14 protein-coding genes are annotated in these 16,129 nt (G+C 72.2%); 5 read left to right on the top strand and 9 right to left on the bottom strand.

Going from position 1 to position 16,129, the window contains the following annotated elements; translation table 11 throughout:
* Positions 1-135: 135 nt before the first annotated feature.
* Together LIV37_RS33705 and LIV37_RS33710 are read right to left on the bottom strand one after the other, a co-directional pair.
* Positions 136-1,098, bottom strand: a complete 963-nt coding sequence (locus LIV37_RS33705; protein ID WP_020871558.1) for an erythromycin esterase family protein — start codon at positions 1,096-1,098, stop codon at positions 136-138.
* A 158-nt stretch (positions 1,099-1,256) separates the two neighbouring features.
* The gene (locus LIV37_RS33710) at positions 1,257-2,234 is read right to left on the bottom strand and encodes an ArsR family transcriptional regulator (protein ID WP_020871559.1); all 978 of its coding nucleotides are present in this window, start codon (positions 2,232-2,234) and stop codon (positions 1,257-1,259) included.
* Positions 2,235-2,316: 82 nt separating this feature from the next.
* On the opposite strand from LIV37_RS33710, the gene LIV37_RS33715 reads away from it, so the two are divergent.
* Positions 2,317-3,552 carry an MFS transporter gene (locus LIV37_RS33715; RefSeq protein WP_121824200.1) on the top strand — a complete coding sequence of 412 codons (1,236 nt, stop codon included), beginning with the start codon at positions 2,317-2,319 and terminating at the stop codon, positions 3,550-3,552.
* Between the two features lie 295 nt (positions 3,553-3,847).
* Positions 3,848-4,273, top strand: a complete 426-nt coding sequence (locus tag LIV37_RS33720; protein WP_148717781.1) for a DUF6299 family protein — start codon at positions 3,848-3,850, stop codon at positions 4,271-4,273.
* A gap of 34 nt (positions 4,274-4,307) precedes the next feature.
* On the opposite strand, the gene LIV37_RS33725 is transcribed toward LIV37_RS33720, so the two are convergent.
* Positions 4,308-4,913 (bottom strand): TetR/AcrR family transcriptional regulator, encoded by a 606-nt coding sequence (locus tag LIV37_RS33725; RefSeq protein WP_121825112.1) that lies wholly within the window; start codon positions 4,911-4,913, stop codon positions 4,308-4,310.
* A gap of 122 nt (positions 4,914-5,035) precedes the next feature.
* On the opposite strand from LIV37_RS33725, the gene LIV37_RS33730 reads away from it, so the two are divergent.
* Positions 5,036-7,579, top strand: coding sequence for a glycoside hydrolase family 3 protein (locus LIV37_RS33730; protein ID WP_020871563.1), 2,544 nt, complete (start codon positions 5,036-5,038; stop codon positions 7,577-7,579).
* A 542-nt stretch (positions 7,580-8,121) separates the two neighbouring features.
* Here LIV37_RS33730 and LIV37_RS33735 read toward each other — a convergent pair.
* On the bottom strand, positions 8,122-9,084 hold the full coding sequence (locus LIV37_RS33735; RefSeq protein ID WP_121824199.1) for an SGNH/GDSL hydrolase family protein: 963 nt from the start codon (positions 9,082-9,084) through the stop codon (positions 8,122-8,124).
* A 325-nt stretch (positions 9,085-9,409) separates the two neighbouring features.
* Between LIV37_RS33735 and LIV37_RS33740 the strand changes: the two genes are divergently transcribed.
* Together LIV37_RS33740 and LIV37_RS33745 are read left to right on the top strand one after the other, a co-directional pair.
* Positions 9,410-9,904, top strand: a complete 495-nt coding sequence (locus LIV37_RS33740; protein ID WP_020871565.1) for a DUF3145 domain-containing protein — start codon at positions 9,410-9,412, stop codon at positions 9,902-9,904.
* A 209-nt stretch (positions 9,905-10,113) separates the two neighbouring features.
* The gene (locus LIV37_RS33745) at positions 10,114-11,007 is read left to right on the top strand and encodes an NAD(P)-dependent oxidoreductase (RefSeq protein WP_020871566.1); all 894 of its coding nucleotides are present in this window, start codon (positions 10,114-10,116) and stop codon (positions 11,005-11,007) included.
* Between the two features lie 81 nt (positions 11,008-11,088).
* Here the strand turns inward: LIV37_RS33745 and LIV37_RS33750 are convergent, their stop codons facing one another.
* The 5 genes from LIV37_RS33750 to LIV37_RS33770 all read right to left on the bottom strand — a co-directional run bounded on the left by LIV37_RS33750 (position 11,089) and on the right by LIV37_RS33770 (position 16,035).
* A complete protein-coding gene (locus LIV37_RS33750; protein ID WP_020871567.1) occupies positions 11,089-12,354 on the bottom strand; it encodes a beta-ketoacyl-[acyl-carrier-protein] synthase family protein in 1,266 nt (421 codons plus the stop codon).
* 76 nt (positions 12,355-12,430) lie between these two features.
* Positions 12,431-12,679 (bottom strand): acyl carrier protein, encoded by a 249-nt coding sequence (locus LIV37_RS33755; RefSeq protein WP_020871568.1) that lies wholly within the window; start codon positions 12,677-12,679, stop codon positions 12,431-12,433.
* A gap of 82 nt (positions 12,680-12,761) precedes the next feature.
* Positions 12,762-13,772, bottom strand: a complete 1,011-nt coding sequence (locus LIV37_RS33760; RefSeq protein WP_020871569.1) for a ketoacyl-ACP synthase III — start codon at positions 13,770-13,772, stop codon at positions 12,762-12,764.
* Positions 13,769-14,761, bottom strand: a complete 993-nt coding sequence (locus LIV37_RS33765; protein ID WP_020871570.1) for an ACP S-malonyltransferase — start codon at positions 14,759-14,761, stop codon at positions 13,769-13,771. Before LIV37_RS33765 ends, LIV37_RS33760 begins: the two co-directional genes overlap by 4 nt.
* 89 nt (positions 14,762-14,850) lie before the next feature.
* Positions 14,851-16,035, bottom strand: a complete 1,185-nt coding sequence (locus LIV37_RS33770) for a PucR family transcriptional regulator (protein WP_020871571.1) — start codon at positions 16,033-16,035, stop codon at positions 14,851-14,853.
* Positions 16,036-16,129: the final 94 nt, after the last annotated feature.

The raw sequence follows: 16,129 nt of genomic DNA on the forward strand, positions 1-16,129 counted from the left end.
GTGTCAATGGTTGTGCGGCGAATGACGTTCGAACGTGACAACCCATCATGACCGATCAAGAACCATCATGACCGATCATCTCGCAGGACGACATGGCTGCCGGAATGTTCGTTGAAGACGCCTGTGCGGCGCGGCTCAGCCCCTGGTGTGCGAGAGCAAACGGACCGGGGTGACCTCTTGTACATGAAGGACGGCATCGCACCAGTCCGCGAGCGATCCGCCGGAGAGGTGGTGGTCGGCGTCGTCGGCGGGGTCGTAGCGCGGACCGAGCAGGCGGGTCCTGGTCGGCGTATCGAGCCAGGTCCGCACGGGCGCCGGGCTGTCGGCGCGCGGGTCCAGGAGATAGGCGTCCAGCGCGGTGCCTCCCAGGATCGCGTCAGCGAACTCCGCCGGTGGCTCCGGTACCGGACCGGGGGCCATGCCGTGATGGAAGGTGAGGCCGATGGACACGTAACCGGCTCCGAAGCGCTCGCGGAGGTAACTGCCCGCGTTACGGTGCGTCATCGGCGGCGAGGCGGGCGAGACGGTCCGCGGGGTTCCGTTGACGGTGTGCGCGAGACCGCCCCAGTAGACGATCTTGTCCGTGGTGTTCTCGTGCCACCGGATCGTGTCCTCGGCCAGACCCAGCTCAATGCGGGCGAGGCCGTCGGGCAGGGAGAGCTGGGCCAGGTGCTCCCGGGCGGTCGGGGCCGTGTCGACGAATCGGACCGGGTCATCGGGGTGGCGACGGTTGAAGGAGCGCATCCAGCGGACGACGTCGAGGATCTCCTCGGTCTGCCAGAACGACCGGGCCCCGGCCAGCAGCGCCCGAGGGTCACCCGCCCCGGTGCGGATGTACTCATCGAGGCCGACCCCCGACGGGTTGTCCCCTTCCAGCGCGAGCGAACGGAAACCCCGTTCCTCGACCAGCAGCCGGACGATCCGGTGCGAAAGGACGCTGAGTTCATGGGTCTGACGGGTCGAGGCGCCGATGGCCACGACCCTGGCGTCGCGCACGATGTCGACCAGCGGCAGGAGATCGGTCAACGGAGCCTCGGGATCGAGCGTGGTGAGGCGATGAGCGTGATCCTCGATCCATCGAGTCACCATCTCGGTCATGGCGGGACCTCCTTGATCGGAGTCGGTTTGGTTCCGGGCCGCGGGGACACGCCCCGGTCGTGACCGACGCGGCGCGAGCAGCCTCGGACATGAACCAAGGTTCGCGAGCAGCCTCGGACATGAACCAAGGTTGAGGTCAAGCCAAGGGGCGACGGCGGCTACGAACCGCTCCGCTGCGCCTGCACCAGGACCTCGCCCGCCGTCGTCCGGTCGTACAGCACCGATCGCCCCGCCCGGCGCCTGCGGACCAGCCGGGCCTCGCGCAGGACGCGCAGATGACGGCCGATCGAACCCAGCGTCTGGCCGGTCAGGGCCACCAGGTGGGTGGTGCTCTTCGGAGTGTCGAGGAGGAGCAGGACGCTCGCGCGGGCCGGGCCGAGAAGACGGGCGAGGGGATCGGCGGCCGGCTGCGGGTCGGACCCGGCGAGGGCACCGGCACACGGGTAGACCACGGCGTAGCGGTGCGGCGCGTCCCAGGAGACCCATCCGGCCATGGGCGTCACGGGGACGAAGAGCAGCTGGGCGCCGTGGATCGCGCGCGGCGGATTGTCGTGGGCGTTGATCTGGAGCCGGCTGCCGCCCAGCCACCGCATCCCCGGCCGCATACCGTCCAGGACGGCCGCCCAGCCGCCCTGGCTCACCTGGCCGGTGCGCGCCACCACATCGGCCTCGATGATCCGGCGGCGGCGCGGCCAGGTGGGCCGCACCGTCTCCGTCCACACCCACTCCAGCAGATCCGCCAGCCGCTCCGGCAGATCGTCGCGGTGCAGCGCGGCGGGGAGCGGGGCGCGGCCCAGGGAGACCGTGAGATCGGAGCGCGCGGCGGCGGGGGAAGTGGCGCGCATCCGGGCCAGTTCCTCCTCGACGGACGGCTCGCCCTCGCCGGGCGGGGTCAGGGTGAGGAAGTTCGCGAGCCAGGTCCGGCCCAGCGCGGCCCGTACGAGCAGCGCGGTCACCGGATCGTGGGCCAACCGCGCCCGGTAGGCGGGCAGATGGGCGTCGAGCCATGCCTGTTCGCCGGGGTGTGCGGCGCTCCCCCGCGCCAGTGCGATCAGGGCCGCGGTGGTCTCGGCGCCGGCGGAGAGGACGAACCGGCTGCCCGCGAGAGTGTCCGCGTCCATCAGCCACAGCCCCACCCGGCCACTCCCGTCACCCCGTGGTTTCGCGTCCGCGCGAAACATTAGCGTCACCGCGCGACCACTCCCGAGCCTGGAGGCCATGCGCACCTATCGAGAAGTGTTCCGGGTCCCGGAGTTCACCCCGCTGTTCCTGCTCTCCGCCACCCAAGTGGCCGCCTCCACGGCGAGCGGACTCGCCCTCGGTACCCTCGTCTACGCCGCGACCGGCTCACCGCTGCTCTCCGCGCTCAGCATGTTCGGCCCCTCGCTCGCCCAGGTGGCGGGCGCGCTGGCGCTGCTGTCGGCGGCCGACCGGCTGCCGCCGCGCGCCGCACTGTCCGGGCTGTCGGCGCTCTTCGCCCTGGGGACCGCCGCGTTGGCACTCCCCGGGCTGCCCGTGGCGGCCGTCCTCGCCATCGTGTTCGGGCTGGGCGCGGCGGCCTCCCTCGGCGGGGCCGTCCGCTACGGGCTGCTCACCGAGATCCTGCCCAAGGACGGCTATCTGCTGGGCCGTTCGGTGCTCAACATGTCGGGCGGCACCATGCAGATCGGCGGATACGCGGCCGGTGGCCTCCTCGTGACCGCCCTCTCGGCACGCGGCACCCTGCTCACCGCCGCCGCGCTGTACGTGCTGGCCGGGGCCACCGCCCGGTTCGGCCTGAGCGGGCGCCCCGCCCGGTCCGGCGGACGGCCCTCGGTCGCCGAGACCTGGCGCGTCAACGCCCGGCTGTGGTCCTCCGCGCCCCGCCGCCATGTCTACTACGCGCTCTGGGTGCCCAACGGGCTGATCGTCGGCTGTGAGTCCCTCTTCGTGCCCTACGCGCCCCGGCACGCCGGGCTGCTCTTCGCCGTGGGCTCCCTCGGCATGCTGATGGGGGACCTCCTCACCGGACGGCTGCTGCCGCCGCACCGGCGGGAGCGGCTCGCGGCGCCCCTGCGGCTGCTGCTCGCCGCGCCGTATCTGGTCTTCGCGCTGCACCCGCCGCTGCCGCTCGCGCTGGCCGCCGTAGCCCTCGCCTCGATCGGCTTCTCGGCCACGCTGGCGCTCCAGCAGCGGCTGATGGCCCTGACACCGAACGAGATGAGCGGCCAGGCCCTGGGGCTGCACTCCTCCGGCATGCTCACGATGCAGGGTGTGTCCGCCGCCCTCGCGGGCGCGCTGGCCCAGCCCACCTCGCCGACCGTGGCGATGGCCACGCTGGCGGCGGTCTCCGTGGCCGTCACCCTGACCCTGGCCCCGGGACTGCGGGGCGATCCCGGGGCACGTCGGCCTCAGGCGGTCCGGTCGGAGGGGACGGCCGAGGGGGCGGCCGAGGGGGCGGCCCGGGAGGGGTGAGCACCGTAAGGACGCGGGTGAGCACCGTAAGGGCGTCACCGGGGTCAACCGGGCGGGGGCCGCGAGGTCAACCGGTCGCGGGGCTGTGGGGTCAACCGGTCGCGGGGCTGTGGGGTCAACCGGGTGCCCGGCGGCCACCCGTTGGGCGGTGCCGGACACGCCGCATGGGGGTGAGGTTCCGCCGGACGGGTTCTCGCGCCCGGTAGCTGTACGGGCAACTGAACTCCCGCCCCAGGAGGTACGTACGCCCATGCGCAACCGCCGCCGCGCCCTCGGCGCCCTTACCGTTCTTCTCATGGCGGCGCCGGCCGCCCACGCCGCGCCCGCCGCCCACGCCCGGCCCGACGGGCCGCGTCTGCCCCTGCCCTGGACCGACAATCTGACCATCGACCGCACCGGGGACGTCACCCCGGACGGATCCGTCACGCTGTACGGCAGCTACCGATGCGTCCGGGAAGGGATGGAGTACCCGCGGGCGAGCGTGCTCGTCACCCTCACCCAGGGCCGGGAGCGCCACGGCCTCGGCGGCTATGACGCGGTCTGCGACGGACAGCGGCACCGCTGGCTGATCGACGCGGTGGACGTGGGGCGGTACGAACCGGGACCGGCGGACGCCGAGGTCACGCTGTTGAGGTTCGACGCCGGTGGCTCCTTCGTGCCGATGCCGAGGAACGCGGCCGGGGTCGAGCGGGGGGTCAGGCTGGTGGGCGGCGACGGCTGAGCCACCGTCACCAGACGGCCCGCCCGCCCGGCCGTCACCCCTCGGCCGCTTCGTCTCCCTGCCCCAGCAGGGAGACGAAGGCCCGGAAGAGTGCGGGCATGTCCACCGCGTCCCGGTCGTGCAGCCACTGGAACTGGAGCCCGTCCATCACCGCCACCAGCAGTGGCGCGGCGGCCTCGGGGGTGAGCCCGCCGGGGAGCCGGTCGCCGAACTCGCCGCGCAGGATGGCCGCCATGTCGGCGCGCACCTTGTCATAGCGCTGGGTGAAGAAGCCGCGCGCGGGGTGGTCGTCGGTGACGCTCTCGCCGAGGAGCGCGGAGAAGGTCTGGACGATGCCGGGGCGCATCGCGTTGTAGTCCACCAGCGAGGCGAGCAGGTCCAGCGGCCATACGTGCCCCCCGTCGCGCCGCGCGGAGCCGGTGTCCCACTGGTCGCGCTCCTCGAGCACGGCGATGAGGAGCGAGTCCTTGGTGGGGAAGTAGTGGAGCAGCCCCTGCTGGGTGAGGCCCACCCGCTCGGCGACCGCGCCGAGGGTCGCGCCCCGGTAGCCGCGCTCGGCGATCACTTCGAGCGCGCAGCGGACGATCTCCGCCCGTCGTTCCTCACCACGTCTGGTACCGCGCTCGGTCGCCCTCTCCATGCTCGTACCGTAGAGCATGTTTGATAACGAGTCGATAACGGTACCTACCTGGCGACAGGCTCTCGGGTCCACCATGGCCCCGGACGAGGACCGGACGGGACCCGCACCGGGAGGGGTGAGCGATGGCGGACGCGATCGGCGAGGGCGGCGAGGGCGGCGGGCGCAACGAGGGGGGCGCGGCCGAGTCCGTGGAGAAGGCCCTCGGCCTGCTGGATCTGGACACCAAGGCGCGGCTGCTGTCCGGGCAGGACATGTGGAGCCTGCCCGCCGTTCCGGCGATCGGGCTGCGCTCCCTGGTGATGTCGGACGGCCCGATCGGCGTCCGCGGCGTCCACTGGACCGCCGACGACCCCTCCATCGCCCTGCCCAGCCCCACCGCGCTCGCCGCGACCTGGGACCCGGAGCTGGCCCGGCGCGCGGGGCGGCTGCTCGCGCAGGAGGCGCGGCGCAAGGGCGTCCATGTGCTGCTCGCGCCCACGGTCAATCTGCACCGCTCCCCGCTGGGCGGCCGCCACTTCGAGGCGTACAGCGAGGACCCGTATCTCACCGGCGAGATCGGCACCGGATATGTGACGGGTGTACAGGACGGCGGAGTGGGCACCACCGTCAAGCACTTCGTGGCCAACGACGCCGAGACCGAGCGCTTCACCGTGGACAATCAGGTCGGTGCGCGGGCGCTGCGCGAGCTGTATCTCGCGCCCTTCGAAGCCATCGTCAAGAACGCGCGCCCCTGGGGCGTCATGGCCGCCTACAACGGGGTCAACGGTTCGAGCATGACCGAGCACCGCGAGCTTCAGCAGGGGGTGCTGCGCGGGGAGTGGGGCTTCGACGGCTTCATCGTCTCCGACTGGCTGGCGGCCCGCGACACCGTGCGGGGGCTCAGGGGCGGGCTCGATGTCGCGATGCCCGGCCCACGTACTGTCTACGGCGAGGCGCTGGCCGCCGCGGTGCGCGACGGCCGGGTGGGCGAGGCGGAGCTGGACGAGGCGGTGCGGCGGCTGCTCAGCCTGGCCGCCCGGGTCGGCGTCCTGGACGGCGCGGCCCCGGCCGTCGCCCCCGCCGACCGGCCCGGCCCGATCGACGGGGTCGCGCTGGCCCGCGAGATCGCCCGGCGGTCCTTCGTACTGCTGCGGAACGAGGGCGCGGGCGGCCGGGAAGCGGTGCTGCCCCTCGACCCCGGCGCCCCCGGCGGGGTGCGCTCGCTGGCCCTGATCGGCGCTGCGGCGCGCGATGCCCGGGTGCTGGGCGGCGGCTCGGCGGTGGTCTTCCCCGACCATGTGGTCTCACCGCTCGACGGGCTGCGGGCCGCCCTGCCGCCGGGCGTCGAGCTCAGCTACGCCGTGGGCGCCGACCCCACCGATGAACTCGCCCCCGCCGCCCAGGGGTTCGAGCTGCGCGCCGTGGTCCGGGCCGCCGACGGGCGGGTGCTGGGCGAGTGCCGGCTGGCCGGCGGGCAAGTGCAGTGGATCAGCGACTTCCCCGACGGGGTGAGCTTCGAGGAGCTGCACACCGTCGAGACCGTCGGCACCTTCACCCCGCGCGAGAGCGGTGCCCACTCCTTCGGCACCAGGGGGCTGGGCGGCCTCCGGCTGGCCGTGGGCGGCGAGGTGCTCTTCGAGGGGGAGCAGCATCCGGCGGACGTCGGCGACCCCTTCGAGGCGTTCATGGGCTCGCCCGTGCCCCGGGGCAAGGTGGAGCTCACGGCGGGCGAACCGGTGGAGGTCAGCCTCATCTGCGCGGTGGCCCGCCCCGAGGACGCCCTTCTCGACGCCGTCTGCTTCAGCCTGCTGCACCGGGCCCCGGAGCGGGATGCCGAGGAGCTGATCCAGGAGGCCGTCGCCGCGGCCTCGGCGGCCGAGGCGGCCGTGGTGGTGGTCGCCACCACCGAGCGGGTCGAGAGCGAGGGGTTCGACCGCGGCCATCTGGGACTGCCGGGCCGTCAGGACGAGCTGGTGCGCCGGGTCGCCGCCACCGGCACCCCCACCGTCGTGGTGGTCAACGCGGGCTCACCGGTCGAGATGGCCTGGCGGGACGAGGTCGCCGCGGTGCTGCTGAGCTGGTTCCCGGGCCAGGAGGCGGGGGCCGCGCTCGCCGACGTCCTGCTGGGCGCGGAGGAGCCCGGCGGCCGCCTGCCCACGACCTGGCCCCAGCGGCTCGAGGACGCCCCGGTCAGCGCGGTCACGCCCAGCGAGGGCCGGCTGGTCTACGACGAGGGCGTGTTCATCGGCTACCGCGCGTGGGAGCGGCGGGCGGGGACCGCTCCGGCGTACTGGTTCGGGCACGGCCTCGGCTACACGGACTGGGCGTACGAGGGCATGGACCTCACCCTCGCGGAGGGCGACGGCGAGGAGCTGGGCACGGTGACCGTACGGGTCCGCAACACGGGGCCCCGGGCGGGGCGTGAGGTCGTGCAGATCTACCTCACCGTGCCCGAGGACGACGGGGTGGAGCGGCCGGTGCGCCGCCTCGCGGGCTTCGCGTCGGTGGACGCGGCCCCGGGGGAGACGGCCGAGGCGACCATCCCCCTGCCCCGCCGGGCAGCGGAGATCTGGGACGAGGCGAAGGGCGCCTGGCGCCTGATCCCCGGCAGCTACGCGGCGGAGGCGGGCCGCAGCGTCGCCGACCGCCGCCTGTCGTCCCCGGTCCCGGTGCAGACGACAGCTTGAGCTACGCCGTCCGGCGCGCGGGCGAGGCTGCTCGCGTCCACCGGTCAGACGGTGGCCGACGAATCGCGACGCCTGCGGCGGGCTGTCCCCCTCCCCGCCCCTTCCCGAACCTGGGGCTGAGCCCCAGACCCCGGAGGGCCGGGGCTGTGCGCCAGATGCCGGGGATCGGGGCTGTGCCCCCGACCCCGGGGGGTCGGGGCTGTGCGCCAGATGCCGGGGGGTCGGGGCTGTGCCCCAGACCTCGGGGGTCGGGGTTGCGCCCCAGATGCCGGGGGTCGGGGCTCTGCCCCAGACTCCGAAGGGCCCGGGGTTGCGCTCCAGATCCCGGAGGGCCGGGGCTGGATCCCAGACTCCGGGGGCCGGGGCTGGACCCCAGACTCCGGGGGGTCGGGGCTGGATCCCAGACTCCGGGGGGCCGGGGCTGCGCCCCAGGCCCCGGGGGCTAGGGGCGCAGCCCCTGCCGTGTGGCGGAGCCGCATAAAGGGAGGGGTGCCCCGCGCCCGGCTCCCGGCCCTTGGCCGGGAGCCGGGCGCGGCCGGGGGTCAGGGCGCGGCAGCGGTGATGCGGCGGTAGGCCATGTCGGCCAGTTGCGCCTGGCCCGCCTTGCTGGGGTGGAACCAGTCCCACTTGCTCAGCTCATGCGTGGTGAAGCGGTACTTGTGCACCGCCGGGTCGTACCGGCACAGCACATCCCGCCCGCACACGTCCTTCAGCACCTTGTTGTACTCGGTCACCCGGTCCGACACCCGCTGCCGGCGGTCGTTCGAGGCCGCGTCCAGGTCCTCGGAGTCCTTCAGCATCGACGGGCAGATGCCCAGCTTCCAGATCTGCCGCCCGAAGACGTTCTTCCGACCCTCCGACCACAGCCGCTTCAGATCCGGCACGCTGGCCACATACACCTGCGTCTTCGGCAGATCACGGCGCAGCCGGGTGAGCGCCGAGGTGAAGGTGGTGCGGAACTGCTCGGGGGAGGTCATGTCGTCCACCGAGTCCCGGCAGGCGTCATTGGCGCCGATCATCACGGTGATCAGCTTCGGCTTGCGGGCCGCGGCCGCCTCGATCTGGCCGGGGAGGTCGGCCACGACCGCGCCGGTCTTGGCGAAGTTCCAGGCGTGGGTCCCCGCGTCGGCGGTGGCGGAGGGCAGCAGCCGCTGGGCGAGGCTCTGCACATCGGTGCCGGTGGACCACGACACCTCGGGGCAGTCGGAGAGCACCGAACAGGCGTCGAAGCCGCGGGTGATGGAGTCGCCCACGGAGGCGATCGAGGTCGGCCGGGTGTTCCAGACGATGGACCGCTTGGCGCCGGGTGTCTTCCCCGCGCGGGTCGGCCCGTGCCGGGAAGGGTCGTCCGAGCTGCCGAAACAGCCCGCCGAGCTCAGCACGGCTGCGGTGGTGAACAGCACCATGCCCGTGCGTCCAGCGGTGCGCAGGGACGGGCGCACGATCGTAGGCGTGGTCGAGGAAGCGGCCGCCGATCGCTTCCGGCGTGTCGCGCTGACCCGCATGGCTGTTCCCCCTCCGGCTGTTGGGTGATATCTATCCGGACCGACGGTACGTCACTCCTCCGGTCGGCTCGCACGGTACGTTTTTCTTGCGCCAGATGAGCGTCGTCCCGGCGACAAAGCGCGCTATGCGGTACCAGCACATTACGCCCCGTCACATCCTGTCCACTTTCTAGAGAATTCTGCACGATAAATTTCACTGAAGGTGACGTCGAGACTGGTGTGGGAGTGATCACTAGGGCAGAATGTGAACCGATGTCCCGGGCGGGACCGGTACGGGCGCGAGGCCGCTGGGGAAGGCGCACCTCGAACCGCACAGGAGGCACCGGTGACGACCCGTGGAGTTCTGTATGTGCACTCCGCTCCGCGCGCGCTGTGCCCGCACGTCGAATGGGCCATCGCGGGCGTCCTCGGCGTGCGTGTCACTCTCGACTGGATCAAGCAGCCCGCGGCGAACGGCGCCTGGCGTGCCGAGTTCTCCTGGCAGGGCGAGGTCGGCACGGCCTCCAAACTGGCCTCCGCGCTCCGCGGCTGGCATCTGCTCCGCTTCGAGGTGACCGCCGAGCCCTGCGCCACCGCCGAGGGCGAGCGCTACAGCTCCACCCCCGAGCTCGGCATCTTCCACGCCGTCACCGGAATGCACGGCGACATCCTGATCCCCGAGGACCGGCTGCGCGCCGCCCTCGCCCGCTCCGCCCGCGGCGAGAGCGACCTCGAGGCGGAGATCGCCAAGCTGCTCGGCAAGCCCTGGGACGACGAGCTGGAGCCGTTCCGCTACGCGGGTGAGGGCGCCCCGGTCCGTTGGCTGCACCAGGTCGTCTGAGCGCCTGACGCGCCGCCATCCCTTTGGCTTGGAACGCGCGCTTCGGGCTCTGAGCGGTCTCGCTGAAGTCCGGTGCGGTTCGGTTGCGCCCCGAGGGGGCGCGGGGCTGTGTCGATATGCGGCTCCGCCGCGTGGGACCAGCCACGACGCAGCCGCGGATGAACGATCACATCTCGTGCCACTTCCCGCGGAGCGCTTAGCGTGGCGGAATGACCGAACAACACCCGGCAACGTCCGTCGCGGTCCTCGGCACCGGCATCATGGGCTCCGGAATGGCCCGTAACCTCGCCCGCTCCGGGCTCGAGGTCCGTGCCTGGAACCGCACCCGATCCAAGGCCGAGCCGCTTAGCCAGGACGGCGTACGCGTCACCGACACCCCGGCCGAGGCCGTGGACGGCGCCGATGTCGTCCTGACCATCCTCTACGACGGCGCCGTGGCGCTCGAGACGATGCGGCAGGCCGCCCCCGCGCTGCGCCCCGGAACCGCATGGGCCCAGGCCACCACGGCGGGTCTGGATGCGCTGGAATCGCTCGCCGCGTTCGCCCGTGAGAAGGATCTCGTCCTCATCGACTCGCCCGTGCTCGGCACCAAGCAGCCCGCGGAGAACGGACAGCTGCTGGTGCTGGCCGCCGGGCCCAACCCCGTCCGCCCGGTCGTCTGGCCGGTCTTCGACGCCATCGGCAGCCGTACGGTGTGGGTCGGCGACAGCGCGGAGGGCGCCGCCGCCACCCGGCTCAAGCTGGTGCTCAACAGCTGGGTCCTCAACGTCACCCACGCCACCGCCGAGGCGGCCGCCCTCGCCAAGGGGCTCGGCGTGGACTGGCAGGGCTTCCTGGACGCGGTCGAGGGCGGGCCGCTGGACAACGGCTATATGCGGGCCAAGTCGGCCCAGGTGCTCCGGGGCGACCTCGAGCCCAGCTTCGCCACCAAGACCGCCGAGAAGGACGCCCGGCTGATCGTGCAGGCCGGGGAGCGCGCCGGAGTGCGGCTGGACCTGGCGGCCGCGGGCGCGGAGCGGTTCCGCCGCGCGATCGAGGCGGGCCACGGCGACGAGGACATGGTGGCCTCGTACTTCGCCAGCTTCGACGGCGAAGCTCCCTGAGCTCACGCACCGATGGCCCGCCTCCGGCCGGAGCCGGAGGCGGGCCACCCCCACATATCGGCGCCTCACAGCGCCAAGCGGTCAGACCGTGCGGAAGGCCAGCACCACATTGTGGCCGCCGAAACCGAACGAGTCGTTCAGCGCCACGATCGGGCCCTCGGAGGGCAGTGCCCGCGGCTCGCCGGTCACGATGTCCGCGTCCGCCTCCGGGTCCAGCGAGCCGATGTTGATCGTCGGCGGGGCCAGCCGGTGGTACAGCGCGAGCACGCTGGCCACCGTCTCCACCCCGCCCGCGCCGCCCAGCAGATGGCCCGTCATGGACTTGGTGCCGGAGACCGCCATGTGGTCCACGTCGTCGCCGAACACCTTGCGCAGCGCCTTGATCTCCGCCAGGTCGCCCTGCGGGGTCGAGGTCGCGTGCGCGTTGACGTGCGCGACCTCGGCACCGCTGATGCCGGTGTTCTCCACCAGGTTCTGCAGCGCGTTCCCGATGCCATTGCCGGACGGCTCCGGCTGGGTGATGTGGTGGGCGTCGGCCGAGATGCCCTGGCCGATGGCCTGTGCGTACACCCGGGCGCCGCGCGCCGCGGCGTGCTCCGCCGACTCCAGGACGATGGCGCCCGAGCCCTCGCCCATCACGAAGCCGTTGCGGTCGACGTCGAACGGGCGCGAGGCGCCCTGCGGGTCGTCGTTGCTCTTGGACATCGCCATCATGTTGCCGAAGGCGACCATGGGCAGCGGGTGGATGGACGCCTCGGTGCCGCCCGCGACGACCACATCGGCGCGGCCGGTGCGGATCATCTCGATGGCGTAGCCGATGGCCTCGGCGCCGGAGGCGCACGCGCTCACCGGGGTGTGCGCGCCCGCGCGGGCGTTGAGGTCGATGCTGACGTTCGCCGCCGGGCTGTTGGGCATCAGCATCGGCACGGTGTGCGGGGACACCTTGCGGACGCCCTTCTCGCGCAGCACGTCGTACTGGTCGAGCAGGGTGGTGACCCCGCCGATACCGGACGCCACGACCGCGCCGAGCCGGTCGGGGTCGATCGAGGAGTCCTCGCCCGCCTTGGCGGTGAAGCCCGCGTCCGCCCAAGCCTCACGAGCCGCGAGCAGCGCGAACTGCGCGGAACGGTCGAGCTTGCGGGCCTGCGGACGCGGAATGATCGTGCCTGGCTCCACCGCGATCTTCGCGGCGATGCGGACCGGCAACTCGGCCGCCCATTCCTCCTCCAGGAGGCGGACACCGGACCGGCCGGCCAGCATGGCCTCCCAGGTCGACGGGGCGTCGCCACCCAGCGGCGTCGTGGCACCAACACCGGTGACGACCACGGTGCGATTGGTCGAGTTCACAGGAATTCCTACTCCACGTGTAGAAGGTGCTGGACCTGCCACCGCACGGGCGGCGACGACCGGTCTTGATACGGGCTCAGCCCTGGTGCTTGAGGATGTAGTCGACGGCGTCGCCGACGGTCTTGAGGTTCTTGACGTCGTCGTCCGGGATCTTCACGTCGAAGCGCTCCTCGGCGGCGACGACCACCTCGACCATGGACAGCGAGTCGACGTCCAGGTCGTCGGTGAAGGACTTGTCCAGCAGGACGTCCTCGGTCGGGATACCGGCGATCTCGTTGACGATCTCGGCGAGACCCTCGAGGATCTCTTCCTGAGTGGCGGCCATTGCGGCGCTCCTTCTTCGGTGTGTTGCGGTGGTGGCGCAGCGTCCGACTTCTGCGGAGCTGCGTGGATATGGACTATGGAGCCTAAGGGAGGGTAACGACCGTCGCTGCGTAGACGAGACCCGCTCCGAATCCGATGACGAGCGCGGTGTCGCCGCTCTTCGCCTGCCCCGTCGCCAACAGCCGCTCCATGGCGAGCGGGATGGAGGCGGCCGAGGTGTTGCCGGTGGTCTCCACGTCACGGGCGACCGTGACGTGCTCCGGCAGCTTGAGGGTTTTGATCATCGAGTCGATGATCCGCATATTGGCCTGGTGGGGGATGAACGCGTCGAGCTCGTCCGCGCTGACCCCGGCCTCGTCCAGGGCCTGCTGGGCGACCTTCGCCATCTCGTAGACGGCCCAGCGGAAGACGGCCTGGCCCTCCTGGCGCAGCGCCGGGTAGCGCACGTCGGCGGCGTTCTGCTCGCGGTAGACGTCCCAGGGCAGCGTCTGGGTGATGGTGTCGGACTTGTCGCCCTCCGAACCCCAGACGGTCGGGCCGATCGCGGGCTCCTTGGAGGGGCCGACCACCACGGCGCCGGCGCCGTCGCCGAACAGGAAGGCCGTCGCCCGGTCCTCCAGATCGGTCAGGTCCGAAAGCCGCTCGACCCCGATGACCAGCACATGCTCAGCGGTGCCGTCGGTGATCATGCCCTTGGCGAGGGTCAGTCCGTAGCCGAAGCCCGCACAGCCCGCCGAGATGTCGAACGCGGCCGGCTTGCCGGCGCCCAGCAGATGCGCGATCTCGGTGGCGACCGCCGGGGTCTGCTTCAGGTGCGAGACCGTGGAGACGATCACGGCGCCGATCTGCTCCGGCGTCAGACCGGCATCGGCGATGGCCTTGCCTCCGGCCTCCACGGACATGGTGGCGACCGTCTCGTCCGGACCGGCCCAGTGCCGGGTGGCGATGCCCGAACGCGAGCGGATCCACTCGTCGGAGGAGTCGATGTGCTTGAGGATCTCCTCGTTCGGCACCACCCGGGTCGGACGGTAGCCACCGACGCCGAGAATGCGCGCGTACGGGGCGCCCTTACTGGGCTTGATCTTCGCGGTCATGCTTCTCGGAGCTCCTCTTCGGCCGGTGTGTCGACGGGGACGGCGTGCTCCTCGATCAGCGCACGCGCCGTGGCGAGGTCGTCCGGAGTCTTCAGCGCCACATTGGTGACGCCCGGCAGCGCGCGCTTGGCGATGCCGGTGAGCGTGCCGCCCGGGGCCACCTCGATGAGCCCGGTGACGCCCAGCTCCTGGAAGGTCTCCATGCACAGATCCCAGCGCACCGGGTTGGACACCTGGGCGACCAGCCGCTCGATCACCCCGGCCCCGGTCGCCACGACCCCGCCGTCCCGGTTGGAGACGTAGCGGGTGCGCGGATCGGCCACCGGGACCCCCGCGACCAGGGCCTCGAGGGCGGCGACCGCCGGGGCCATGTGGTCGGTGTGGAACGCGCCGGCCACCTTGAGCGGTACGACGCGGCGCACCCCCTCGGGCTTGTCCTCGGCCAGCGCCGCCAACTGCTCGGCGGTGCCCGCGGCCACGATCTGCCCGGCGCCGTTGACGTTCGCCGGAGTCAGTCCGTGCTTGTCGAGGTGGGCGACGACATCGTCCCGCTCACCACCCAGTATGGCGGCCATTCCGGTCTCGCTGCGGCTCGCGGCCTCCGCCATGGCGAGTCCGCGGCGGCGGACCAGCACCATGGCCGCTTCGTCCGTGAGCACACCGGAGGCCACGGCCGCGGTGATCTCGCCGACGCTGTGGCCCGCGACCGCGCCAATACGGTTCGGCAGCTCCGCGAGACCGGTCGCGCCCTCGCCGCCCTCGCCGAACAGCGCGTGGGCGGCGACCAGACCGGCGGCCACCAGCAGCGGCTGGGCCACCGCCGTGTCGCGGATCTCCTCCTCGTCGGCCTTGGTGCCGTAGTGGATGAGGTCCAGACCGGAGACGGCCGACCACCAGGTCAGACGTTCGCTGACGCCGGGGAGGTCGAGCCAGGGGGTCAGGAAGCCGGGCTTTTGAGCACCCTGGCCGGGAGCGACGAGTACGAGCACTCTCACACTCTCTCTTGCGGACGGGTCGAATCGCCCGTGAGGACAAGGACGAAGAACCGTCAGGGGAATTGTGGGGGTCCAACAAACGGTCAGGGCAATATGTTCGCGTCCGCGAGACGGCCCAGGATCAGGGCTATGCGCAGAGTAAACGCCGACCTGACGTCGGAAGGTGACCATCCGGTGACGTCCGTCACACGTCGTAGCCGGTAGCGGACGGTGTTCGGGTGAACGAAGAGCATCCGGGCCGCACCCTCCAGACTGCTCGCCTGTTCGAGGTACACACTCAGTGTCTCGAGCAGCGCCGAACCGGCTTCCTCCAGCGGTCTGTAGATCTCCTCCACCAACTGCTCACGGGCAGCCGGATCCCCGGCCATCGCGCGCTCGGGCAGCAGATCGTCGGCGAGCACCGGACGGGGTGCGTCCGGCCAGGCGGTGCACGCCTTCAGCCCGGCCGCCGCGGCCCCCGCCGAGCGGGTCGCGGCCAGCAGGTCGGAGACCACGGGACCGGCCACCACCGGACCCGGGGCATACGGCCCGATCAGCGCCTTCGCCGCCTGGAGCGGATTGTCCGAGCCGCCCGCGACCACCACAAGACGGTCGCCCAGCACCCCGGTGAGCACCTGCAGCTTGGCGTGCCGGGCGGCCCGCCGGATCGCCTCGACGGTCAGCTCGCTGTCCCCGTCCGGGGCGGTGCCCAGCACCACGCACACATGTTCGGGCGAGTTCCAGCCCAGGGCGGCGGCGCGGGACAGCGCCCCCTCGTCCGCCTCGCCGGACAGCACCGCGTTGACCACCAGCGACTCCAGCCGGGCGTCCCACGCGCCGCGCGCCTCGGCGGCCTGCGCGTACACCTGGGCGGTGGCGAAGGCGATCTCCCGCGCGTACACCAGCAGCGCCTCGCGCAGCACCGACTCATCGCCCGGGGCCGCCACGTCGTCGATCGCCGACTCCATGACCTCGATGGTCGTGCGGACCATCTCCACGGTCTGCCGCAGGGTGATCGCCCGGGTCAGCTCGCGCGGGGCGGTGCCGAACACATCGGTGCTGATCGCCTGGGGTGCCTCGGGGTGGCGAAACCATTCGGTGAAGGCCGCGATGCCCGCCTGCGCCACCAGCCCGATCCAGGAGCGGTTCTCGGGCGGCATCGCCCGGTACCACGGCAGCTGCTCGTCCATGCGCGCGATGGCGTTGGCGGCGAGCTTCCCGGAGGACTTCTCCAGGCGGCGCAGGGTGGCACTGTGTGGATGCGGGGTGTTCGAGGCTGGTTCAGGCACGAGGACAAGACTGCCTTATCGGATGGTGAGCGCTGGGGGCGGGAGGCTACGCGGGGGTATGCGCGGGGGTAGGGACGGGGCGGGGGCGGACAGT

This window comes from Streptomyces rapamycinicus NRRL 5491, assembly GCF_024298965.1.
GTDB classification, from domain to species: Bacteria; Actinomycetota; Actinomycetes; order Streptomycetales; family Streptomycetaceae; genus Streptomyces; species Streptomyces rapamycinicus.